The following is a 16,139-nucleotide window of genomic DNA, read 5'->3' as shown; positions in this document are numbered from 1 at the left end:
AAGGCGACTTTTGTCGCCTTTGTTTTAAGCAATTAATGGCTTTTTGCTGTTTTTTTCCGCAGTTGATACAATGGCTCAAAAATGCCCTTGCGAAGGCCATTCGCTTTGGTTAGTATTCACACCCGCTTCAGTGGGAAACAAAAATCCTGCTAATTGGTCGAAGCATTGGTATGCGGCAAATCCGCAAGGAACAGGTTGATTATGTACGAAGCTCTTTTAGTTATTTTCCTTATTGTAGCCATCGCTCTCGTAGCGCTGATTATGCTGCAGCAAGGTAAAGGCGCTGATATGGGAGCCTCCTTCGGAGCAGGCGCTTCCGGTACGCTGTTCGGTTCAAGTGGTTCTGCGAACTTCATGACCCGTACGACAGCGATTCTGGCTACGCTGTTCTTCATCATCAGTCTGGTGCTGGGCAATATCAACAGCAACAAGACCAGTAAAGGAAGCGAGTGGGAAAACCTGAGCGCGCCAGCGAAAACTGAGCAGACTCAGCCAGCTGCACCGGCGAAGCCAACCAGCGATATCCCGCAGTAAGTATTCCGTACCGAGGTGGTGGAATTGGTAGACACGCTACCTTGAGGTGGTAGTGCCCTAACGGGCTTGTGGGTTCGAGTCCCATCCTCGGTACCAATATTCCAGAAGAAAGACGTCGAAAGACGTCTTTTTTTTCGTCTGTACTTTTTGTTTTCGTAGGCCCGGTAAGCGCAGCGCCACCGGGCAAAATGGCGGGTGGCGCTGCGCTTACCCGCCCTACAAAAGGGCATAAAAAAGGCACCCTAAGAGTGCCTTCTGCATTTCTGAATAGCGATTACTTCTTATCGCTGTGCTCCAGGTTTTCCACCTGCGGCAGGCCGTTACCGGAGCTTGCGGAGAGCAGACCATTCTCAACATAATTGAACAGCTTTTCACGGGTATCGGTGATGTCCAGGTTACGCATGGTCAGCTGACCAATACGGTCATCTGGCGAGAACACCGACTCACCTTTCTCCATGGTCAGACGCTCTGCTTTATAGGTCAGGTTGTCAGACACGGTGTTCAGGATGGAGTAGTCGTTGCCGCGACGCAGTTCCAGAGTGACCTCACCGGTAATGGCACTCGCCACCCAGCGCTGCAGCGCATCACGCAGCATCAGTGCCTGCGGATCGAACCAGCGACCCTGATACAGCAGTTTACCCAGCTGACGACCATGAGAGTGATACTGCTCAATGGTGTCTTCGTTGTGGATCCCGGTCAGCAGACGCTCATAAGCGATATGCAGCAGCGCCATCCCCGGGGCTTCATAAATGCCACGGCTTTTCGCTTCGATAATACGGTTCTCAATCTGGTCACTCATGCCCAGACCGTGACGGCCGCCAATGCGGTTCGCTTCCAGCATCAGCTCTACGTCATCAGAGAACGTTTTGCCGTTCAGGGCAACCGGATGACCACGCTCGAAACGTACGGTCACCTCTTCTGCCGCGATCTTCACGTTCTCATCCCAGAACTTCACGCCCATGATTGGGTTAACGATCTTCACGCTGGAGTTCAGGAATTCCAGGTCCTTCGCTTCGTGCGTCGCACCCAGCATGTTGGAGTCGGTGGAGTAGGCTTTCTCAACGGACATCTTGTAGTCAAAGCCGCAGGCAATCATAAACTCGGACATTTCATGACGGCCACCCAGCTCGTCGATGAAGTCGGTATCCAGCCAGGGTTTGTAGATCTGCAGCTCGGCGTTGGTCAGCAGGCCATAACGATAGAAACGTTCGATATCGTTACCTTTATAGGTGCTGCCGTCACCCCAGATGTTCACGCCATCTTCTTTCATCGCGGCAACCAGCATCGTGCCGGTAACGGCGCGACCCAGTGGAGTGGTGTTGAAATAGGTCAGACCGCCGGTGGTGTTATGGAACGCACCACACTGAATAGCCGCAATACCTTCCGCGACGAGTTGCTTACGGCAGTCAATCAGGCGCGCGTTTTCTGCGCCATACTCTTTCGCGCGACGAGGAATAGCATCGTAGTCGTCCTCATCCGGCTGACCCAGGTTCGCAGTATATGCATACGGAACCGCTCCCTTCTGGCGCATCCACAGCAGTGCAGCGCTGGTATCCAGGCCGCCTGAGAAAGCGATGCCAATACGTTGTCCTACCGGAAGATGCTTGAGAATCGTCGTCATAGAATAAAACCCTGCTTGATTGACTGATTAGAGACCGCTTTCGCTCTCTTGTGCATTTTTATGCAAAATAAGTGAGTATTCATTTAATCATCTTTTATCGAATACCGGAAGAGACTCGTGCGTTTTTTGTAAAAAATTTGGTCTGTTTCGTCTGATGGAAGTTGGGTTGACAGGTGGGGTCAACTATCAATATACTAAACGCCGATTTTACGTCCCGTCTTCGGTACCAAATCCCAGCATTATTTGCAAATTCTGTCCAAAACGCGTAGAATTTGCCACGTTTCAGGCGCGGGGTGGAGCAGCCTGGTAGCTCGTCGGGCTCATAACCCGAAGGTCGTCGGTTCAAATCCGGCCCCCGCAACCACTTTCCCATAAAGTTCTTTTTCAAATATACTGTGAAGACTCAGAGCCTTCGTAGCTGGATTTGAAAAAATTCTTTCGGAGAGTGCTCCAGGCCACAGTTGTGGCTATAGGGTTCAGTTATCTAAAGCCCCGATTTATCGGGGTTTTTTGTTATCTGACTACAGAATAACTGGGCTTTACGCCCTTTTTTTATGTCTTGGGGGTGGGCTTGTCCACATTAGAGCAAAAATTAACAGAGATGATTACTGCACCGGTCGAAGCACTGGGCTACGAACTGGTCGGCATCGAATTCGTTCGCGGCCGTACATCGACGCTGCGCATCTATATTGATAGTGAAGATGGCATCAATGTTGATGATTGTGCTGATGTCAGCCACCAGGTGAGTGCGGTTCTTGATGTTGAAGACCCAATTACCGTTGCGTACAACCTGGAAGTTTCCTCACCTGGCCTCGATCGTCCGATGTTCACGGCCGAGCACTATGTGCGCTTTACCGGTGAAGAAGTGGCTCTCGTTCTGCGTATGGCCGTACAGAACCGCCGTAAATGGCAGGGAATTATCAAAGCCGTTGATGGTGAAATGATCACGGTGACAGTCGAAGGCAAAGATGAAGTGTTCGCGCTGAGTAATATCCAGAAGGCGAACCTGGTTCCCCACTTTTAACAGTCTGGATTGAGGTGAAAAGCCCGCGATGAACAAAGAAATTTTGGCTGTTGTTGAAGCCGTTTCCAACGAGAAATCACTGCCGCGTGAGAAGATTTTCGAAGCGCTGGAAAGTGCACTGGCTACAGCAACCAAGAAAAAATACGAACAAGAGATCGATGTTCGCGTAGAAATCGATCGTAAAAGCGGTGACTTCGATACATTCCGTCGTTGGGTAATTGTTGAAGAAGTGACCCAGCCGACCAAAGAGATCACGCTGGAAGCGGCACGTTTTGAAGACGAAAGTCTGAACGTGGGTGACTACGTTGAAGATCAGATTGAATCTGTCACCTTTGACCGTATCACTACCCAGACCGCGAAACAGGTTATCGTGCAGAAAGTGCGCGAAGCCGAGCGCGCACTGGTGGTTGATCAGTTCCGCGATCAGGAAGGCGAAATCATTACCGGCGTGGTGAAGAAAGTAAACCGCGACAACATCTCTCTGGAGATCAAATCCGAAGGGATGCCGGGTAACGCTGAAGCGGTGATCCTGCGTGAAGACATGCTGCCGCGTGAAAACTTCCGCCCGGGCGACCGTATCCGTGGTGTGCTGTACGCCGTGCGTCCTGAAGCGCGTGGTGCTCAACTGTTCGTGACCCGTTCTAAACCGGAAATGCTGGTTGAACTGTTCCGTATCGAAGTACCGGAAATCGGTGAAGAAGTCATCGAAATCAAAGCGGCGGCTCGCGATCCGGGCTCCCGTGCGAAAATTGCGGTGAAAACGAACGACAAGCGTATCGACCCGGTCGGTGCTTGCGTCGGTATGCGTGGTGCGCGTGTTCAGGCGGTATCTACCGAGCTGGGCGGCGAACGTATTGATATCGTTCTGTGGGATGACAACCCGGCGCAATTCGTGATCAACGCAATGGCTCCGGCAGATGTGGCGTCTATCGTTGTTGACGAAGACAAACACACCATGGATATCGCTGTTGAAGCGGGCAACCTGGCGCAGGCGATTGGCCGTAACGGTCAGAACGTACGTCTGGCGTCACAGCTGAGCGGCTGGGAACTCAACGTAATGACCGTTGACGACCTGCAGGCCAAGCATCAGGCTGAAGCCCATGCGGCGATCGATACCTTCACCAAATACCTCGACATTGACGAAGATTTCGCCACTGTTCTGGTTGAGGAAGGTTTCTCTACGCTGGAAGAACTGGCCTATGTGCCAATGAAAGAGCTGCTGGAAATTGACGGTCTGGATGAACCAACCGTTGAAGCCCTGCGTGAACGCGCTAAAAACGCACTGACCACCCTGGCACTGGCTCAGGAAGAAAGCCTTGGCGATAAGAAGCCGGCTGATGACCTGCTGAATCTGGAAGGTCTTGATCGTGCGATTGCGTTCAAGCTGGCTGCCCGTGGTGTTTGTACGCTGGAAGATCTCGCTGAGCAAGGCGTTGATGACCTGGCTGATATCGAAGGTTTAACCGACGAGAAAGCCGGCGAACTCATCATGGCCGCACGTAATATTTGCTGGTTCGGCGACGAAGCGTAATAAACTGTAGCAGGAAGGAACAGCATGACTGATGTAACTGTAAAATCGCTGGCTGCTGAGATTCAGACCTCCGTGGACCGCCTGGTACAGCAATTTGCTGATGCAGGGATCCCGAAGTCCGCTGATGACTCGGTGACCGCGCAAGAAAAACAAACCTTGTTAACGCACCTGAACCGTGAGCACGGTTCTACGCCTGACAAGTTAACGCTGCAGCGCAAAACGCGCAGCACGTTGAATATTCCTGGTACCGGTGGCAAAAGTAAATCGGTACAAATTGAAGTCCGCAAGACGCGCACCTTTGTAAAACGTGATCCGCAAGAGGCAGAACGCCTTGCCGCGGAAGAGCAGGCACAGCGTGAAGCGGAAGAACAAGCTCAGCGTGAGGCGGAAGCTGCCGCCAAACGCGAGGCAGAATTAAAAGCTGAACGTGAGGCCGCAGAAAAAGCGAAACGCGACGCCAGTGATAAAGTGAAGCGTGACGCTGCGGAAAAAGACAAAGTGAGCAATCAACAGACAGACGAAATGACCAAAACTGCCCAGGCTGAAAAAGCCCGTCGTGAAAATGAAGCTGCCGAACTGAAGCGTAAAGCCGAAGAAGAAGCACGCCGCAAGCTCGAAGAAGAAGCTCGCCGCGTCGCTGAAGAAGCACGCCGTATGGCAGAAGAAAACGAGAAGAACGGTGTGAATACCGTTGAACCGACTGAAGACACCAGCGACTATCACGTCACCACTTCTCAGCACGCACGTCAGGCTGAAGATGACAACGACCGTGAAGTAGAAGGCGGCCGTGGCCGTGGTCGTAATGCAAAAGCTGCGCGTCCGGCGAAGAAAGGTAACAAGCACGCTGAATCCAAAGCCGATCGTGAAGAAGCACGCGCTGCTGTTCGCGGTGGTAAAGGTGGCAAGCGTAAAGGTTCCGCTCTGCAGCAGAGCTTCCAGAAGCCCGCTCAGGCTGTTAACCGTGACGTCGTGATCGGCGAAACCATCACCGTTGGCGAACTGGCGAACAAGATGGCGGTTAAAGGCTCTCAGGTCATCAAAGCGATGATGAAGCTGGGTGCAATGGCGACCATCAACCAGGTTATCGACCAGGAAACCGCGCAGCTGGTTGCCGAAGAGATGGGCCACAAAGTTATCCTGCGTCGTGAAAACGAGCTGGAAGAAGCCGTAATGAGCGACCGTGATACTGGCGCTGCGGCTGAACCGCGTGCACCGGTTGTGACCATTATGGGTCACGTTGACCACGGTAAAACTTCTCTGCTTGACTACATTCGTTCTACGAAAGTTGCCTCTGGCGAAGCGGGTGGTATTACCCAGCACATCGGTGCTTACCATGTAGAAACCGACAACGGTATGATTACCTTCCTGGATACCCCAGGCCACGCAGCGTTTACGTCTATGCGTGCTCGTGGTGCTCAGGCAACGGATATCGTTGTGCTGGTTGTTGCTGCAGACGACGGCGTAATGCCGCAAACCATCGAAGCTATCCAGCACGCGAAAGCGGCGCAGGTGCCTCTGGTTGTTGCAGTCAACAAAATCGATAAGCCAGAAGCCGATCTGGACCGTGTTAAAAACGAACTGTCTCAGTATGGCGTTATGCCGGAAGAGTGGGGCGGTGAAGCACAGTTCATCCCAGTATCTGCTAAAGCGGGTACCGGTATTGACGACCTTCTGAACGCTATCCTGCTGCAGGCTGAAGTTCTGGAGCTGAAAGCCGTGCGTAAAGGTATGGCGAGCGGTGCGGTGATCGAATCCTTCCTGGATAAAGGTCGTGGCCCGGTTGCAACCGTTCTGGTTCGTGAAGGTACCCTGCTTAAGGGCGATATCGTTCTGTGTGGCTTCGAATACGGTCGTGTTCGTGCGATGCGTAACGAACTGGGTCAGGAAGTGCTGGAAGCGGGTCCGTCCATTCCAGTTGAAATCCTCGGTCTGTCCGGTGTGCCGGCTGCCGGTGACGAAGTGACCGTCGTGCGTGACGAGAAGAAAGCGCGTGAAGTGGCACTGTATCGTCAGGGCAAATTCCGTGAAGTTAAACTGGCTCGTCAGCAGAAATCTAAACTCGAGAACATGTTTGCTAACATGACCGAGGGTGAAGTTCACGAAGTGAACGTTGTGCTGAAAGCTGACGTTCAGGGTTCTGTGGAAGCGATCTCCGACTCCTTGCTGAAACTGTCTACCGACGAAGTGAAAGTGAAGATCATCGGTTCTGGCGTAGGTGGCATCACCGAAACCGACGCGACCCTGGCTGCTGCGTCCAACGCCATCCTGGTAGGCTTCAACGTGCGTGCTGATGCTTCTGCTCGCCGCGTGATCGAAGCGGAAAGCCTGGATCTGCGCTACTACTCCGTCATCTATAACCTGATCGACGAAGTGAAAGCGGCGATGAGCGGCATGCTGTCTCCTGAGCTGAAACAGCAGATCATCGGTCTGGCTGAAGTGCGTGACGTGTTCAAATCACCGAAATTCGGTGCGATCGCGGGCTGTATGGTTACCGAAGGTACCATCAAGCGTCACAACCCAATCCGCGTACTGCGTGACAACGTGGTTATCTACGAAGGTGAGCTGGAATCTCTGCGCCGCTTCAAAGATGACGTTAACGAAGTCCGTAACGGCATGGAATGTGGTATCGGTGTGAAGAACTACAACGACGTACGCGTTGGCGATATGATCGAAGTGTTCGAAATCATCGAGATCCAACGCAGCATCGATTAATTGAGATCGTAGGCCGGGTTAGCGAAGCGCCATCCGGCAATTATTTCAAAAGGGGCTTAAGCCCCTTTTTTGTCTGGAGAATTTATTATGGCGAAAGAATTTGGTCGCCCACAGCGCGTGGCGCAGGAAATGCAAAAAGAGATCGCGCTTATCCTGCAACGCGAAATTAAAGACCCTCGCATCGGCGTGATGACCACCGTGTCCGGCGTGGAAATGTCCCGTGACCTGGCCTACGCCAAAGTGTTCGTCACCTTCCTGAACGATCAGGACGAAGCGGCCGTGAAGAACGGCATTAAAGCGCTGCAGGAAGCCTCCGGGTTTATCCGCTCTCTGCTCGGCAAAGCGATGCGTCTGCGTATCGTGCCTGAGCTGACCTTCTTCTACGACAACTCGCTGGTAGAAGGTATGCGTATGTCCAATCTGGTGACCAGCGTGGTGAAACATGACGACGAACGTCGTGTTAACCCGACGGACGACAGCAAGGAGGACTAATGAGTCGTCCTCGTCGTCGTGGTCGCGACGTGCATGGCGTGCTGCTGCTGGACAAACCGCAGGGGGCATCCAGCAACGACGTGCTGCAAAAAGTGAAGCGTCTTTATAACGCCAACCGGGCGGGCCACACCGGCGCGCTCGATCCGCTGGCGACCGGTATGCTGCCGATCTGCCTGGGAGAGGCGACAAAGTTTTCCCAGTATCTGCTCGACTCCGATAAGCGTTACCGCGTTATCGCGAAGCTCGGCCAGCGCACGGATACCTCCGACGCGGATGGCCTGGTCGTGGAAGAACGTCCGGTGACCTTCAGTGCTGAACAGCTTGACGCTGCGCTGGAGAGCTTCCGCGGGGACACGATGCAGGTGCCGTCGATGTATTCCGCCCTGAAATACCAGGGCAAGAAACTCTACGAATATGCGCGTCAGGGCATTGACGTTCCGCGCGAAGCTCGTCCGATAACCGTGTATGAGCTGCTCTTTATTCGCCACGAAGGTGATGAGCTGGAGCTGGAAGTGCAATGTTCCAAAGGGACGTACATTCGTACCATCATCGACGACCTCGGTGAAAAACTGGGCTGCGGTGCGCATGTTATTTACCTGCGCCGTCTGGCTGTGAGTAAGTATCCGGTTGAGCGGATGGTGACGCTTGAGCACCTGCGCGAGCTGGTTGAACAGGCGGAAGTACAGGGGATCGCGCCAGCAGCGTTGCTGGATCCCTTGCTGATGCCAATGGACAGTCCGGCAGCGGACTTCCCGGTGGTTAATCTTCCTTTAACATCGTCCGTTTACTTTAAGAACGGCAACCCGGTTCGCACGGCGGAAGCTCCGCTGGAAGGGCTGGTGCGCGTGACCGAAGGTGACGACGGTAAGTTTATCGGCATGGGCGAAATGGATGGCGAAGGGCGCGTTGCGCCGCGTCGTCTGGTCGTCGAATATCCGGTCGACGCGTGACGGTGATAACGCCTCATCTTGCGATAAGCAGGGGAGACGAGTAGAATATTGCCGCTTAACGCCTGGTAAATTGTTTAACAATCTGCGAGGCGTACATGGGGTCGCTGAATTAGAGATCGGCACCCTTACATTCTTTATACTTTGGAGTTTTAAAATGTCTCTAAGCGTTGAAGCTAAAGCTAAAATCGTTTCTGAGTTTGGTCGTGGTACTAACGACAGCGGTTCTACCGAAGTTCAGGTTGCTCTGCTGACTGCACAGATTAACCACCTGCAGGGTCACTTTGCAGAGCACAAAAAAGATCACCACAGCCGTCGTGGTCTGCTGCGTATGGTTTCTCAGCGTCGTAAACTGCTCGACTACCTGAAACGTAAAGATGTTGCACGTTACACCGCGCTGATCGAGCGTCTGGGTCTGCGTCGCTAAGTCTTGCGAGTTTCAGAAAAGGGGGCCTGATGGCCCCTTTTTTCAACCAGACGGCAGCAATTCACTGGAAACTATTGTATTGTTGCTATAAATGATCTTCATTGCAGAGGTTCGCGCGGCTAATGAGAGGCTTCACCCATGGGGGTGTCGGTTGTCATTAGTCGCGAGGATGCGAAGAAGGTCGGGTTAAATCGACAGCACGCCGGTGGTGTGCTGTCATACATTTAAGAAAGGACAGAATTTTGCTGAATCCGATCGTTCGTAAATTCCAGTATGGTCAACATACCGTCACGCTGGAAACCGGCATGATGGCACGTCAGGCTACTGCTGCCGTTATGGTAAGCATGGATGACACCGCGGTGTTCGTCACCGTAGTGGGCCAGAAAAAAGCTAAACCAGGTCAGGACTTCTTCCCGCTGACCGTTAACTACCAGGAGCGTACCTACGCTGCCGGTAAAATCCCTGGTGGTTTCTTCCGTCGTGAAGGCCGTCCAAGCGAAGGCGAAACTCTGATCGCGCGTCTGATTGACCGCCCGGTTCGTCCGCTGTTCCCGGAAGGCTTCGTTAACGAAGTACAGGTTATCGCAACCGTAGTTTCCGTTAACCCACAGGTTAACCCGGACATCGTTGCGATGATCGGTGCATCTGCAGCCCTGTCACTGTCTGGTATTCCATTCAATGGCCCAATCGGTGCCGCGCGCGTGGGTTACATCAATGACCAGTACGTGCTGAACCCAACTCAGGAAGAGCTGAAAGAAAGTAAGCTGGACCTGGTTGTTGCCGGTACTGAAGCGGCGGTTCTGATGGTTGAATCCGAAGCAGAACTGCTGAGCGAAGACCAGATGCTGGGCGCTGTGGTCTTCGGCCACGATCAGCAGCAGATCGTTATCCAGAACATCAACGACCTGGTGAAAGAAGCCGGTAAGCCACGTTGGGACTGGCAGCCAGAAGCAGCAAACGACGCGCTTAACGCACGTGTTGCGGCACTGGCAGAGTCTCGTCTGAGCGACGCGTACCGCATCACCGACAAACAGGAGCGCTATGCTCAGGTTGATGTGATCAAATCTGAAGTGACCGCGACCCTGGTTGCTGAAGACGAAACGCTGGACGCTAACGAAATTGGCGAAATCCTGCACGCTATCGAGAAAAACGTTGTTCGTAGCCGCGTACTGGCCGGCGAGCCGCGTATTGATGGCCGTGAAAAAGACATGATCCGTGGTCTGGATGTGCGTACTGGCGTACTGCCACGTACTCACGGTTCCGCACTGTTTACCCGTGGTGAAACGCAGGCCCTGGTCACCGCGACCCTGGGTACCGCTCGTGACGCACAGATCATCGACGAACTGATGGGCGAGCGCACTGACAACTTCCTGTTCCACTACAACTTCCCTCCGTACTCCGTAGGGGAAACCGGCATGGTTGGCTCGCCGAAGCGTCGTGAAATTGGTCACGGTCGTCTGGCGAAGCGCGGCGTGCTGGCCGTGATGCCAGAAGCTGACAAATTCCCGTACACCGTACGTGTGGTGTCTGAAATCACCGAATCTAACGGTTCTTCTTCCATGGCTTCCGTATGTGGTGCTTCTCTGGCACTGATGGATGCAGGCGTGCCGATCAAAGCCGCTGTTGCGGGTATCGCAATGGGCCTGGTGAAAGAAGGCGACAACTTCGTTGTTCTGTCTGACATTCTGGGTGACGAAGATCACCTCGGCGATATGGACTTCAAAGTGGCGGGTTCCCGCGACGGTATCTCTGCACTGCAGATGGATATCAAAATTGAAGGTATCACTAAAGAGATCATGCAGGTTGCTCTGAACCAGGCTAAAGGTGCGCGTCTGCACATCCTGGGCGTGATGGAACAGGCGATTAACGCGCCGCGTGGCGACATTTCTCAGTTCGCTCCACGTATCCACACCATCAAGATCAATCCAGACAAGATCAAAGATGTTATCGGTAAGGGCGGTTCCGTAATCCGTGCGCTGACCGAAGAGACGGGCACCACCATCGAAATCGAAGATGACGGTACTGTGAAGATCGCAGCAACCGACGGCGAGAAAGCGAAATTCGCTATCCGTCGTATCGAAGAGATCACCGCTGAAATCGAAGTGGGCCGTATCTACAACGGTAAAGTGACCCGTATCGTTGACTTTGGCGCGTTCGTTGCCATCGGTGGCGGTAAAGAAGGTCTGGTTCACATCTCTCAGATCGCTGACAAGCGCGTTGAGAAAGTGACCGATTACCTGCAGATGGGTCAGGAAGTACCGGTTAAAGTTCTGGAAGTTGACCGCCAGGGCCGTATCCGTCTGAGCATTAAAGAAGCAACCGAGCAGTCTCAGCCTGCTGCGGCGCCGGAAACTCCGGCTGCTGAACAGCAAGGCGAGTAAGGTTGCCATTTGCCCTCCGCATTGCGGAGGGCCTGGTATCAGGCAGGACGCCTTGTTAAGCCGCCGGGGGACAGGACGTTCATCCAATAGTTGTCTTCGGGAGTGGGAAATGAAGCCTTTTTTGCGCTGGTGTTTCGTTGCGACAGCTTTAACGCTGGCAGGATGCAGCAACTCTGCCTGGCGTAAGAGCGAAGTCCTCGCAGTGCCATTGCAACCGACTTTGCAGCAGGAAGTGATTCTGGCACGCATGGAACAAATTCTTGCCAGTCGGGCTTTAACCGATGACGAACGCGCACAGCTTTTATATGAGCGCGGAGTGTTGTATGATAGTCTCGGTCTGAGGGCATTGGCGCGAAATGATTTTTCACAAGCGCTGGCTATCCGACCTGATATGCCTGAAGTATTCAATTACTTAGGCATTTATTTAACGCAGGCAGGCAATTTTGATGCTGCCTATGAAGCGTTTGATTCTGTACTTGAGCTTGATCCAACTTACAACTACGCGCACTTGAATCGCGGTATCGCATTGTACTACGGCGGTCGTGATAAGTTAGCGCAAGATGATCTGCTGGCGTTTTATCAAGACGATCCTAATGATCCTTTCCGTAGCCTGTGGCTTTACATCGTTGAGCAGAAGCTCGATGAGAAGCAGGCAAAAGAGGCCCTGAAACAGCGCTTCGATAAATCGGACAAGGAACAGTGGGGATGGAACATTGTCGAGTTCTACCTGGGCAACATTAGCGAAGCAACGCTGATGGAACGCCTCAAGGCGGACGCAACGGATAACACCTCGCTCGCTGAGCATCTCAGTGAAACCAACTTCTATTTAGGTAAGTACTACCTAAGTCTGGGGGATAAGGACAGCGCTACGGCACTGTTCAAATTAGCGGTTGCTAACAACGTACACAACTTCGTTGAGCACCGTTATGCATTGTTGGAATTATCGCTCTTGGGCCAGGAGCAAGACGACCTGGCAGAATCGGACCAGCAATAGCTGACGACATAAACATCAGCCCGTAATCTTTTGATTGCCATCACCTTAACTGGTGAGGGCGTTGTTGTTCGTCAATACACCTACTTTGAGCCGGTTCACACTTTTCAATGAAAATTGCTAATCATTTTCACGATGAGCTAAGTAGACTGGCCGCCATTAATATCGAGGCACTTGTACTACATGGCTGAATTCGAAACCACTTTTGCAGATCTGGGCCTGAAGGCTCCTATCCTTGAAGCCCTTAACGATCTGGGTTACGAAAAACCATCTCCGATCCAGGCTGAGTGTATCCCACACCTGCTTTCTGGTCGTGACGTGCTGGGCATGGCCCAGACTGGTAGCGGTAAAACTGCAGCGTTTTCGCTGCCGCTGCTGAACAACATCGATCCGGACCTGCGTGCACCGCAGATCCTTGTCCTGGCCCCAACCCGTGAACTGGCTGTTCAGGTTGCTGAAGCCATGACGGAATTCTCTAAACATATGCGCGGCGTAAACGTGGTAGCCCTTTACGGTGGCCAGCGTTATGACGTGCAGTTACGCGCCCTGCGCCAGGGCCCACAGATTGTTGTCGGTACGCCGGGCCGTCTGCTGGATCACCTGAAGCGCGGTACGCTGGATCTCTCTAAACTGAGCGGTCTGGTACTGGACGAAGCAGATGAAATGCTGCGTATGGGCTTCATCGAAGACGTCGAAACCATCATGGCGCAGATCCCAGAAGGTCATCAGACCGCGCTGTTCTCTGCCACCATGCCAGAGGCGATTCGTCGTATCACCAAACGCTTCATGAAAGATCCTCAGGAAGTGCGTATTCAGTCCAGCGTCACCACTCGCCCGGACATCAGCCAGAGCTACTGGTCTGTGTACGGCATGCGCAAAAACGAAGCGCTGGTACGTTTCCTGGAAGCGGAAGATTTTGATGCGGCGATTATCTTCGTGCGTACCAAAAACGCGACCCTGGAAGTGGCTGAAGCGCTGGAGCGTAACGGCTACAACAGCGCTGCACTGAACGGTGACATGAACCAGGCTCTGCGTGAGCAGACGCTGGAGCGCCTGAAAGACGGTCGTCTGGATATCCTTATTGCAACCGACGTGGCAGCACGTGGTCTGGACGTTGAGCGTATCAGCCTGGTTGTTAACTACGACATCCCGATGGATTCCGAGTCTTACGTTCACCGTATCGGCCGTACCGGTCGTGCGGGTCGTGCGGGCCGTGCGCTGCTGTTCGTTGAGAACCGCGAGCGTCGTCTGCTGCGTAACATCGAACGCACCATGAAGCTGACTATTCCAGAAGCTGAACTGCCAAACGCAGAACTGCTGGGCAAACGCCGTCTGGAAAAATTCGCCGCGAAAGTACAGCAGCAGCTGGAAAGCAGCGATCTGGATCAGTACCGTGCACTGCTGTCGCAGATTCAGCCTACGGCTGAAGGCGAAGAGCTGGACATGGAAACCCTGGCTGCGGCACTGCTGAAAATGGCGCAGGGCGAACGTACTCTGATCGTGCCACCTGATGCGCCAATGCGTCCTAAGCGTGAATTCCGTGACCGTGACGATCGCTTTGAACGTCGTGGCGACCGTAACGATCGTGGCCCACGTGGTGACCGTCCAGAGCGTGGTGGTGAAGACCGTCCACGTCGTGAACGTCGTGAAGCGGGCGATATGGAACTGTACCGCATTGAAGTGGGCCGTGATGATGGTGTTGAAGTTCGTCACATCGTTGGCGCTATCGCTAACGAAGGCGACATCAGCAGCCGTTACATCGGTAACATCAAGCTGTTCGCATCCCACTCTACCATCGAGCTGCCAAAAGGTATGCCGGGTGAAGTACTGCAGCACTTTACTCGCACCCGCATCCTGAACAAGCCGATGAACATGCAGCTGCTGGGCGATGCTCAGCCACGTCCTGACCGTGGCGGTGAACGTCGTGGCGGTGGTCGCAGTTTCGGCGGAGAGCGTCGTGAAGGCGGTCGCACAGAAGGTCGCGGTGGTGAAGGTCGTCGTTTCTCCGGCGAGCGCCGCGAAAACCGTGGCCCACGTCGTGAAGAAGGCACCAGCCGTCGTCGTTTCGGTGACGCGTAAGCCTTACGCTTCTGACGTAAAGTAAAATATACAGCCCCGATAAATGCTATCGGGGCTTTTTTTATTCCCTTTGTACTCTTGTACTGGTACAGTGCGTCACACTAAAATGCAGAACCGCATAATTGACTGGAGAAAAGGCTGTATGGCGACACTAACCACCACCCAAACGTCACCTTCGCTGCTTGGCGGCGTGGTGATCATCGGCGGAACCATTATAGGTGCCGGGATGTTTTCCCTGCCTGTGGTCATGTCCGGTGCGTGGTTCTTCTGGTCGCTGGCGGCGCTGGTCTTTACCTGGTTCTGTATGCTCCATTCCGGGCTGATGATCCTTGAGGCGAACCTCAACTACCGCATTGGCTCCAGCTTCGACACCATCACCAAAGATCTGCTGGGCAAGGGCTGGAACCTGGTAAACGGGCTTTCCATCGCGTTTGTGCTCTACATTCTGACCTACGCGTACATTTCCGCGAGCGGTTCGATACTGCACCACACCTTTGCTGAGATGTCGCTAAACGTTCCGGCGCGTCTGGCGGGTCTGTGTTTTGCTCTGGGCGTGGCCTTTATCGTCTGGATGAGTACCAAAGCGGTGAGCCGCATGACGGCGATTGTGTTGGGCGCCAAGGTCATCACCTTCTTCCTGACCTTCGGTAGCCTGCTGGGGCACGTCACGCCCGCCACGCTGTTTAATGTCGCGGAAGCGAATACTTCCTACACCCCGTACCTGCTGATGACGCTGCCGTTCTGTCTGGCGTCGTTCGGTTACCACGGTAACGTGCCGAGCCTGATGAAGTACTACGGCAAAGATCCCCGTACCATTGTGAAGTGTCTGGTCTACGGTACGCTGCTGGCGCTGGGTCTGTATGTGATTTGGCTGCTGGGGACGATGGGCAACATCCCGCGTCCGGAATTTATCGGCATTGCCCAGAAGGGCGGTAACATCGACGTGCTGGTGCAGGCGCTGAGCGGCGTGCTGAACAGCCGCAGCCTGGATCTGCTGCTGGTGATCTTCTCTAACTTTGCGGTGGCGAGCTCTTTCCTGGGCGTGACGCTGGGCCTGTTTGACTACCTGGCGGATCTGTTTGGCTTTGATGATTCCGCGATGGGACGTTTCAAAACGGCGCTGCTGACGTTCCTGCCGCCCGTTGCGGGGGGGCTGCTGTGGCCGAACGGTTTCCTGTACGCCATCGGCTATGCGGGTCTGGCGGCAACCATCTGGGCGGCGATTGTGCCGGCGCTGCTGGCGCGTAAATCACGTAAACGCTTCGGTAGCCCTAAATTCCGCGTCTGGGGTGGCAAACCGATGATTGCACTGATCCTGGTATTTGGGGTGGGTAACGCGGTGGTTCACGTGCTGTCGAGCTTTAATCTGTTGCCGGTATACCAGTAAAACGTGCGGCTTG

General features: G+C 53.8%; 13 protein-coding genes and 2 tRNA genes. 14 read left to right on the top strand and 1 reads right to left on the bottom strand.

All coding sequences use genetic code 11. The features are described 5' to 3' along the window. Positions 1–201: 201 nt before the first annotated feature. Positions 202–534 carry a preprotein translocase subunit SecG gene (gene secG, locus ACMGGM_RS10665; protein ID WP_003861803.1) on the top strand — a complete coding sequence of 111 codons (333 nt, stop codon included), beginning with the start codon at positions 202–204 and terminating at the stop codon, positions 532–534. 9 nt (positions 535–543) lie between these two features. Beyond that, a tRNA-Leu gene (locus ACMGGM_RS10660) sits at positions 544–630 on the top strand. Positions 631–808: 178 nt separating this feature from the next. On the opposite strand, the gene argG is transcribed toward ACMGGM_RS10660, so the two are convergent. Continuing rightward, positions 809–2,155 (bottom strand): argininosuccinate synthase, encoded by a 1,347-nt coding sequence (gene argG / locus ACMGGM_RS10655; RefSeq protein WP_014885375.1) that lies wholly within the window; start codon positions 2,153–2,155, stop codon positions 809–811. A 287-nt stretch (positions 2,156–2,442) separates the two neighbouring features. Here argG and ACMGGM_RS10650 point away from each other — a divergent pair. From ACMGGM_RS10650 to mtr, 12 genes are all read left to right on the top strand, one after another. Continuing rightward, positions 2,443–2,519 (top strand) — tRNA-Met (locus tag ACMGGM_RS10650). Between the two features lie 207 nt (positions 2,520–2,726). Continuing rightward, complete coding sequence (gene rimP / locus ACMGGM_RS10645; protein ID WP_014833432.1) at positions 2,727–3,179, top strand: ribosome maturation factor RimP; 453 nt, start codon at positions 2,727–2,729, stop codon at positions 3,177–3,179. 28 nt (positions 3,180–3,207) lie between these two features. Further along, positions 3,208–4,710, top strand: coding sequence for a transcription termination factor NusA (nusA, locus tag ACMGGM_RS10640; protein ID WP_014885374.1), 1,503 nt, complete (start codon positions 3,208–3,210; stop codon positions 4,708–4,710). A gap of 24 nt (positions 4,711–4,734) precedes the next feature. Next, complete coding sequence (gene infB, locus ACMGGM_RS10635) at positions 4,735–7,422, top strand: translation initiation factor IF-2 (RefSeq protein WP_014885373.1); 2,688 nt, start codon at positions 4,735–4,737, stop codon at positions 7,420–7,422. Positions 7,423–7,509: 87 nt separating this feature from the next. Then, positions 7,510–7,914, top strand: coding sequence for a 30S ribosome-binding factor RbfA (gene rbfA, locus ACMGGM_RS10630; protein ID WP_014885372.1), 405 nt, complete (start codon positions 7,510–7,512; stop codon positions 7,912–7,914). Beyond that, positions 7,914–8,864 (top strand): tRNA pseudouridine(55) synthase TruB, encoded by a 951-nt coding sequence (gene truB, locus ACMGGM_RS10625; protein WP_045134770.1) that lies wholly within the window; start codon positions 7,914–7,916, stop codon positions 8,862–8,864. The genes rbfA and truB overlap by 1 nt, the downstream gene beginning before the upstream one ends. 154 nt (positions 8,865–9,018) lie before the next feature. Beyond that, positions 9,019–9,288 carry a 30S ribosomal protein S15 gene (gene rpsO / locus ACMGGM_RS10620; RefSeq protein WP_003861789.1) on the top strand — a complete coding sequence of 90 codons (270 nt, stop codon included), beginning with the start codon at positions 9,019–9,021 and terminating at the stop codon, positions 9,286–9,288. Positions 9,289–9,530: 242 nt separating this feature from the next. Further along, a complete protein-coding gene (gene pnp, locus ACMGGM_RS10615) occupies positions 9,531–11,669 on the top strand; it encodes a polyribonucleotide nucleotidyltransferase (protein ID WP_023331391.1) in 2,139 nt (712 codons plus the stop codon). A 109-nt stretch (positions 11,670–11,778) separates the two neighbouring features. Next, positions 11,779–12,663 (top strand): lipoprotein NlpI, encoded by an 885-nt coding sequence (gene nlpI / locus ACMGGM_RS10610; RefSeq protein WP_013098912.1) that lies wholly within the window; start codon positions 11,779–11,781, stop codon positions 12,661–12,663. A gap of 107 nt (positions 12,664–12,770) precedes the next feature. Then, positions 12,771–12,851, top strand: coding sequence for a protein YrbN (gene yrbN, locus ACMGGM_RS10605; RefSeq protein ID WP_097397692.1), 81 nt, complete (start codon positions 12,771–12,773; stop codon positions 12,849–12,851). Further along, a complete protein-coding gene (locus ACMGGM_RS10600; protein ID WP_014885369.1) occupies positions 12,844–14,739 on the top strand; it encodes a DEAD/DEAH family ATP-dependent RNA helicase in 1,896 nt (631 codons plus the stop codon). Before yrbN ends, ACMGGM_RS10600 begins: the two co-directional genes overlap by 8 nt. 142 nt (positions 14,740–14,881) lie before the next feature. Then, the gene (gene mtr / locus ACMGGM_RS10595) at positions 14,882–16,126 is read left to right on the top strand and encodes a tryptophan permease (RefSeq protein ID WP_045134771.1); all 1,245 of its coding nucleotides are present in this window, start codon (positions 14,882–14,884) and stop codon (positions 16,124–16,126) included. Positions 16,127–16,139: the final 13 nt, after the last annotated feature.

Origin of the sequence: Enterobacter sp. BNK-14, assembly GCF_047456095.1 — a bacterium.
Lineage (GTDB): Bacteria > Pseudomonadota > Gammaproteobacteria > Enterobacterales > Enterobacteriaceae > Enterobacter > Enterobacter kobei.
The sequence above is the reverse complement of the archived record's forward strand: the minus strand, read 5'-3'. Positions and strand labels throughout refer to the sequence as shown.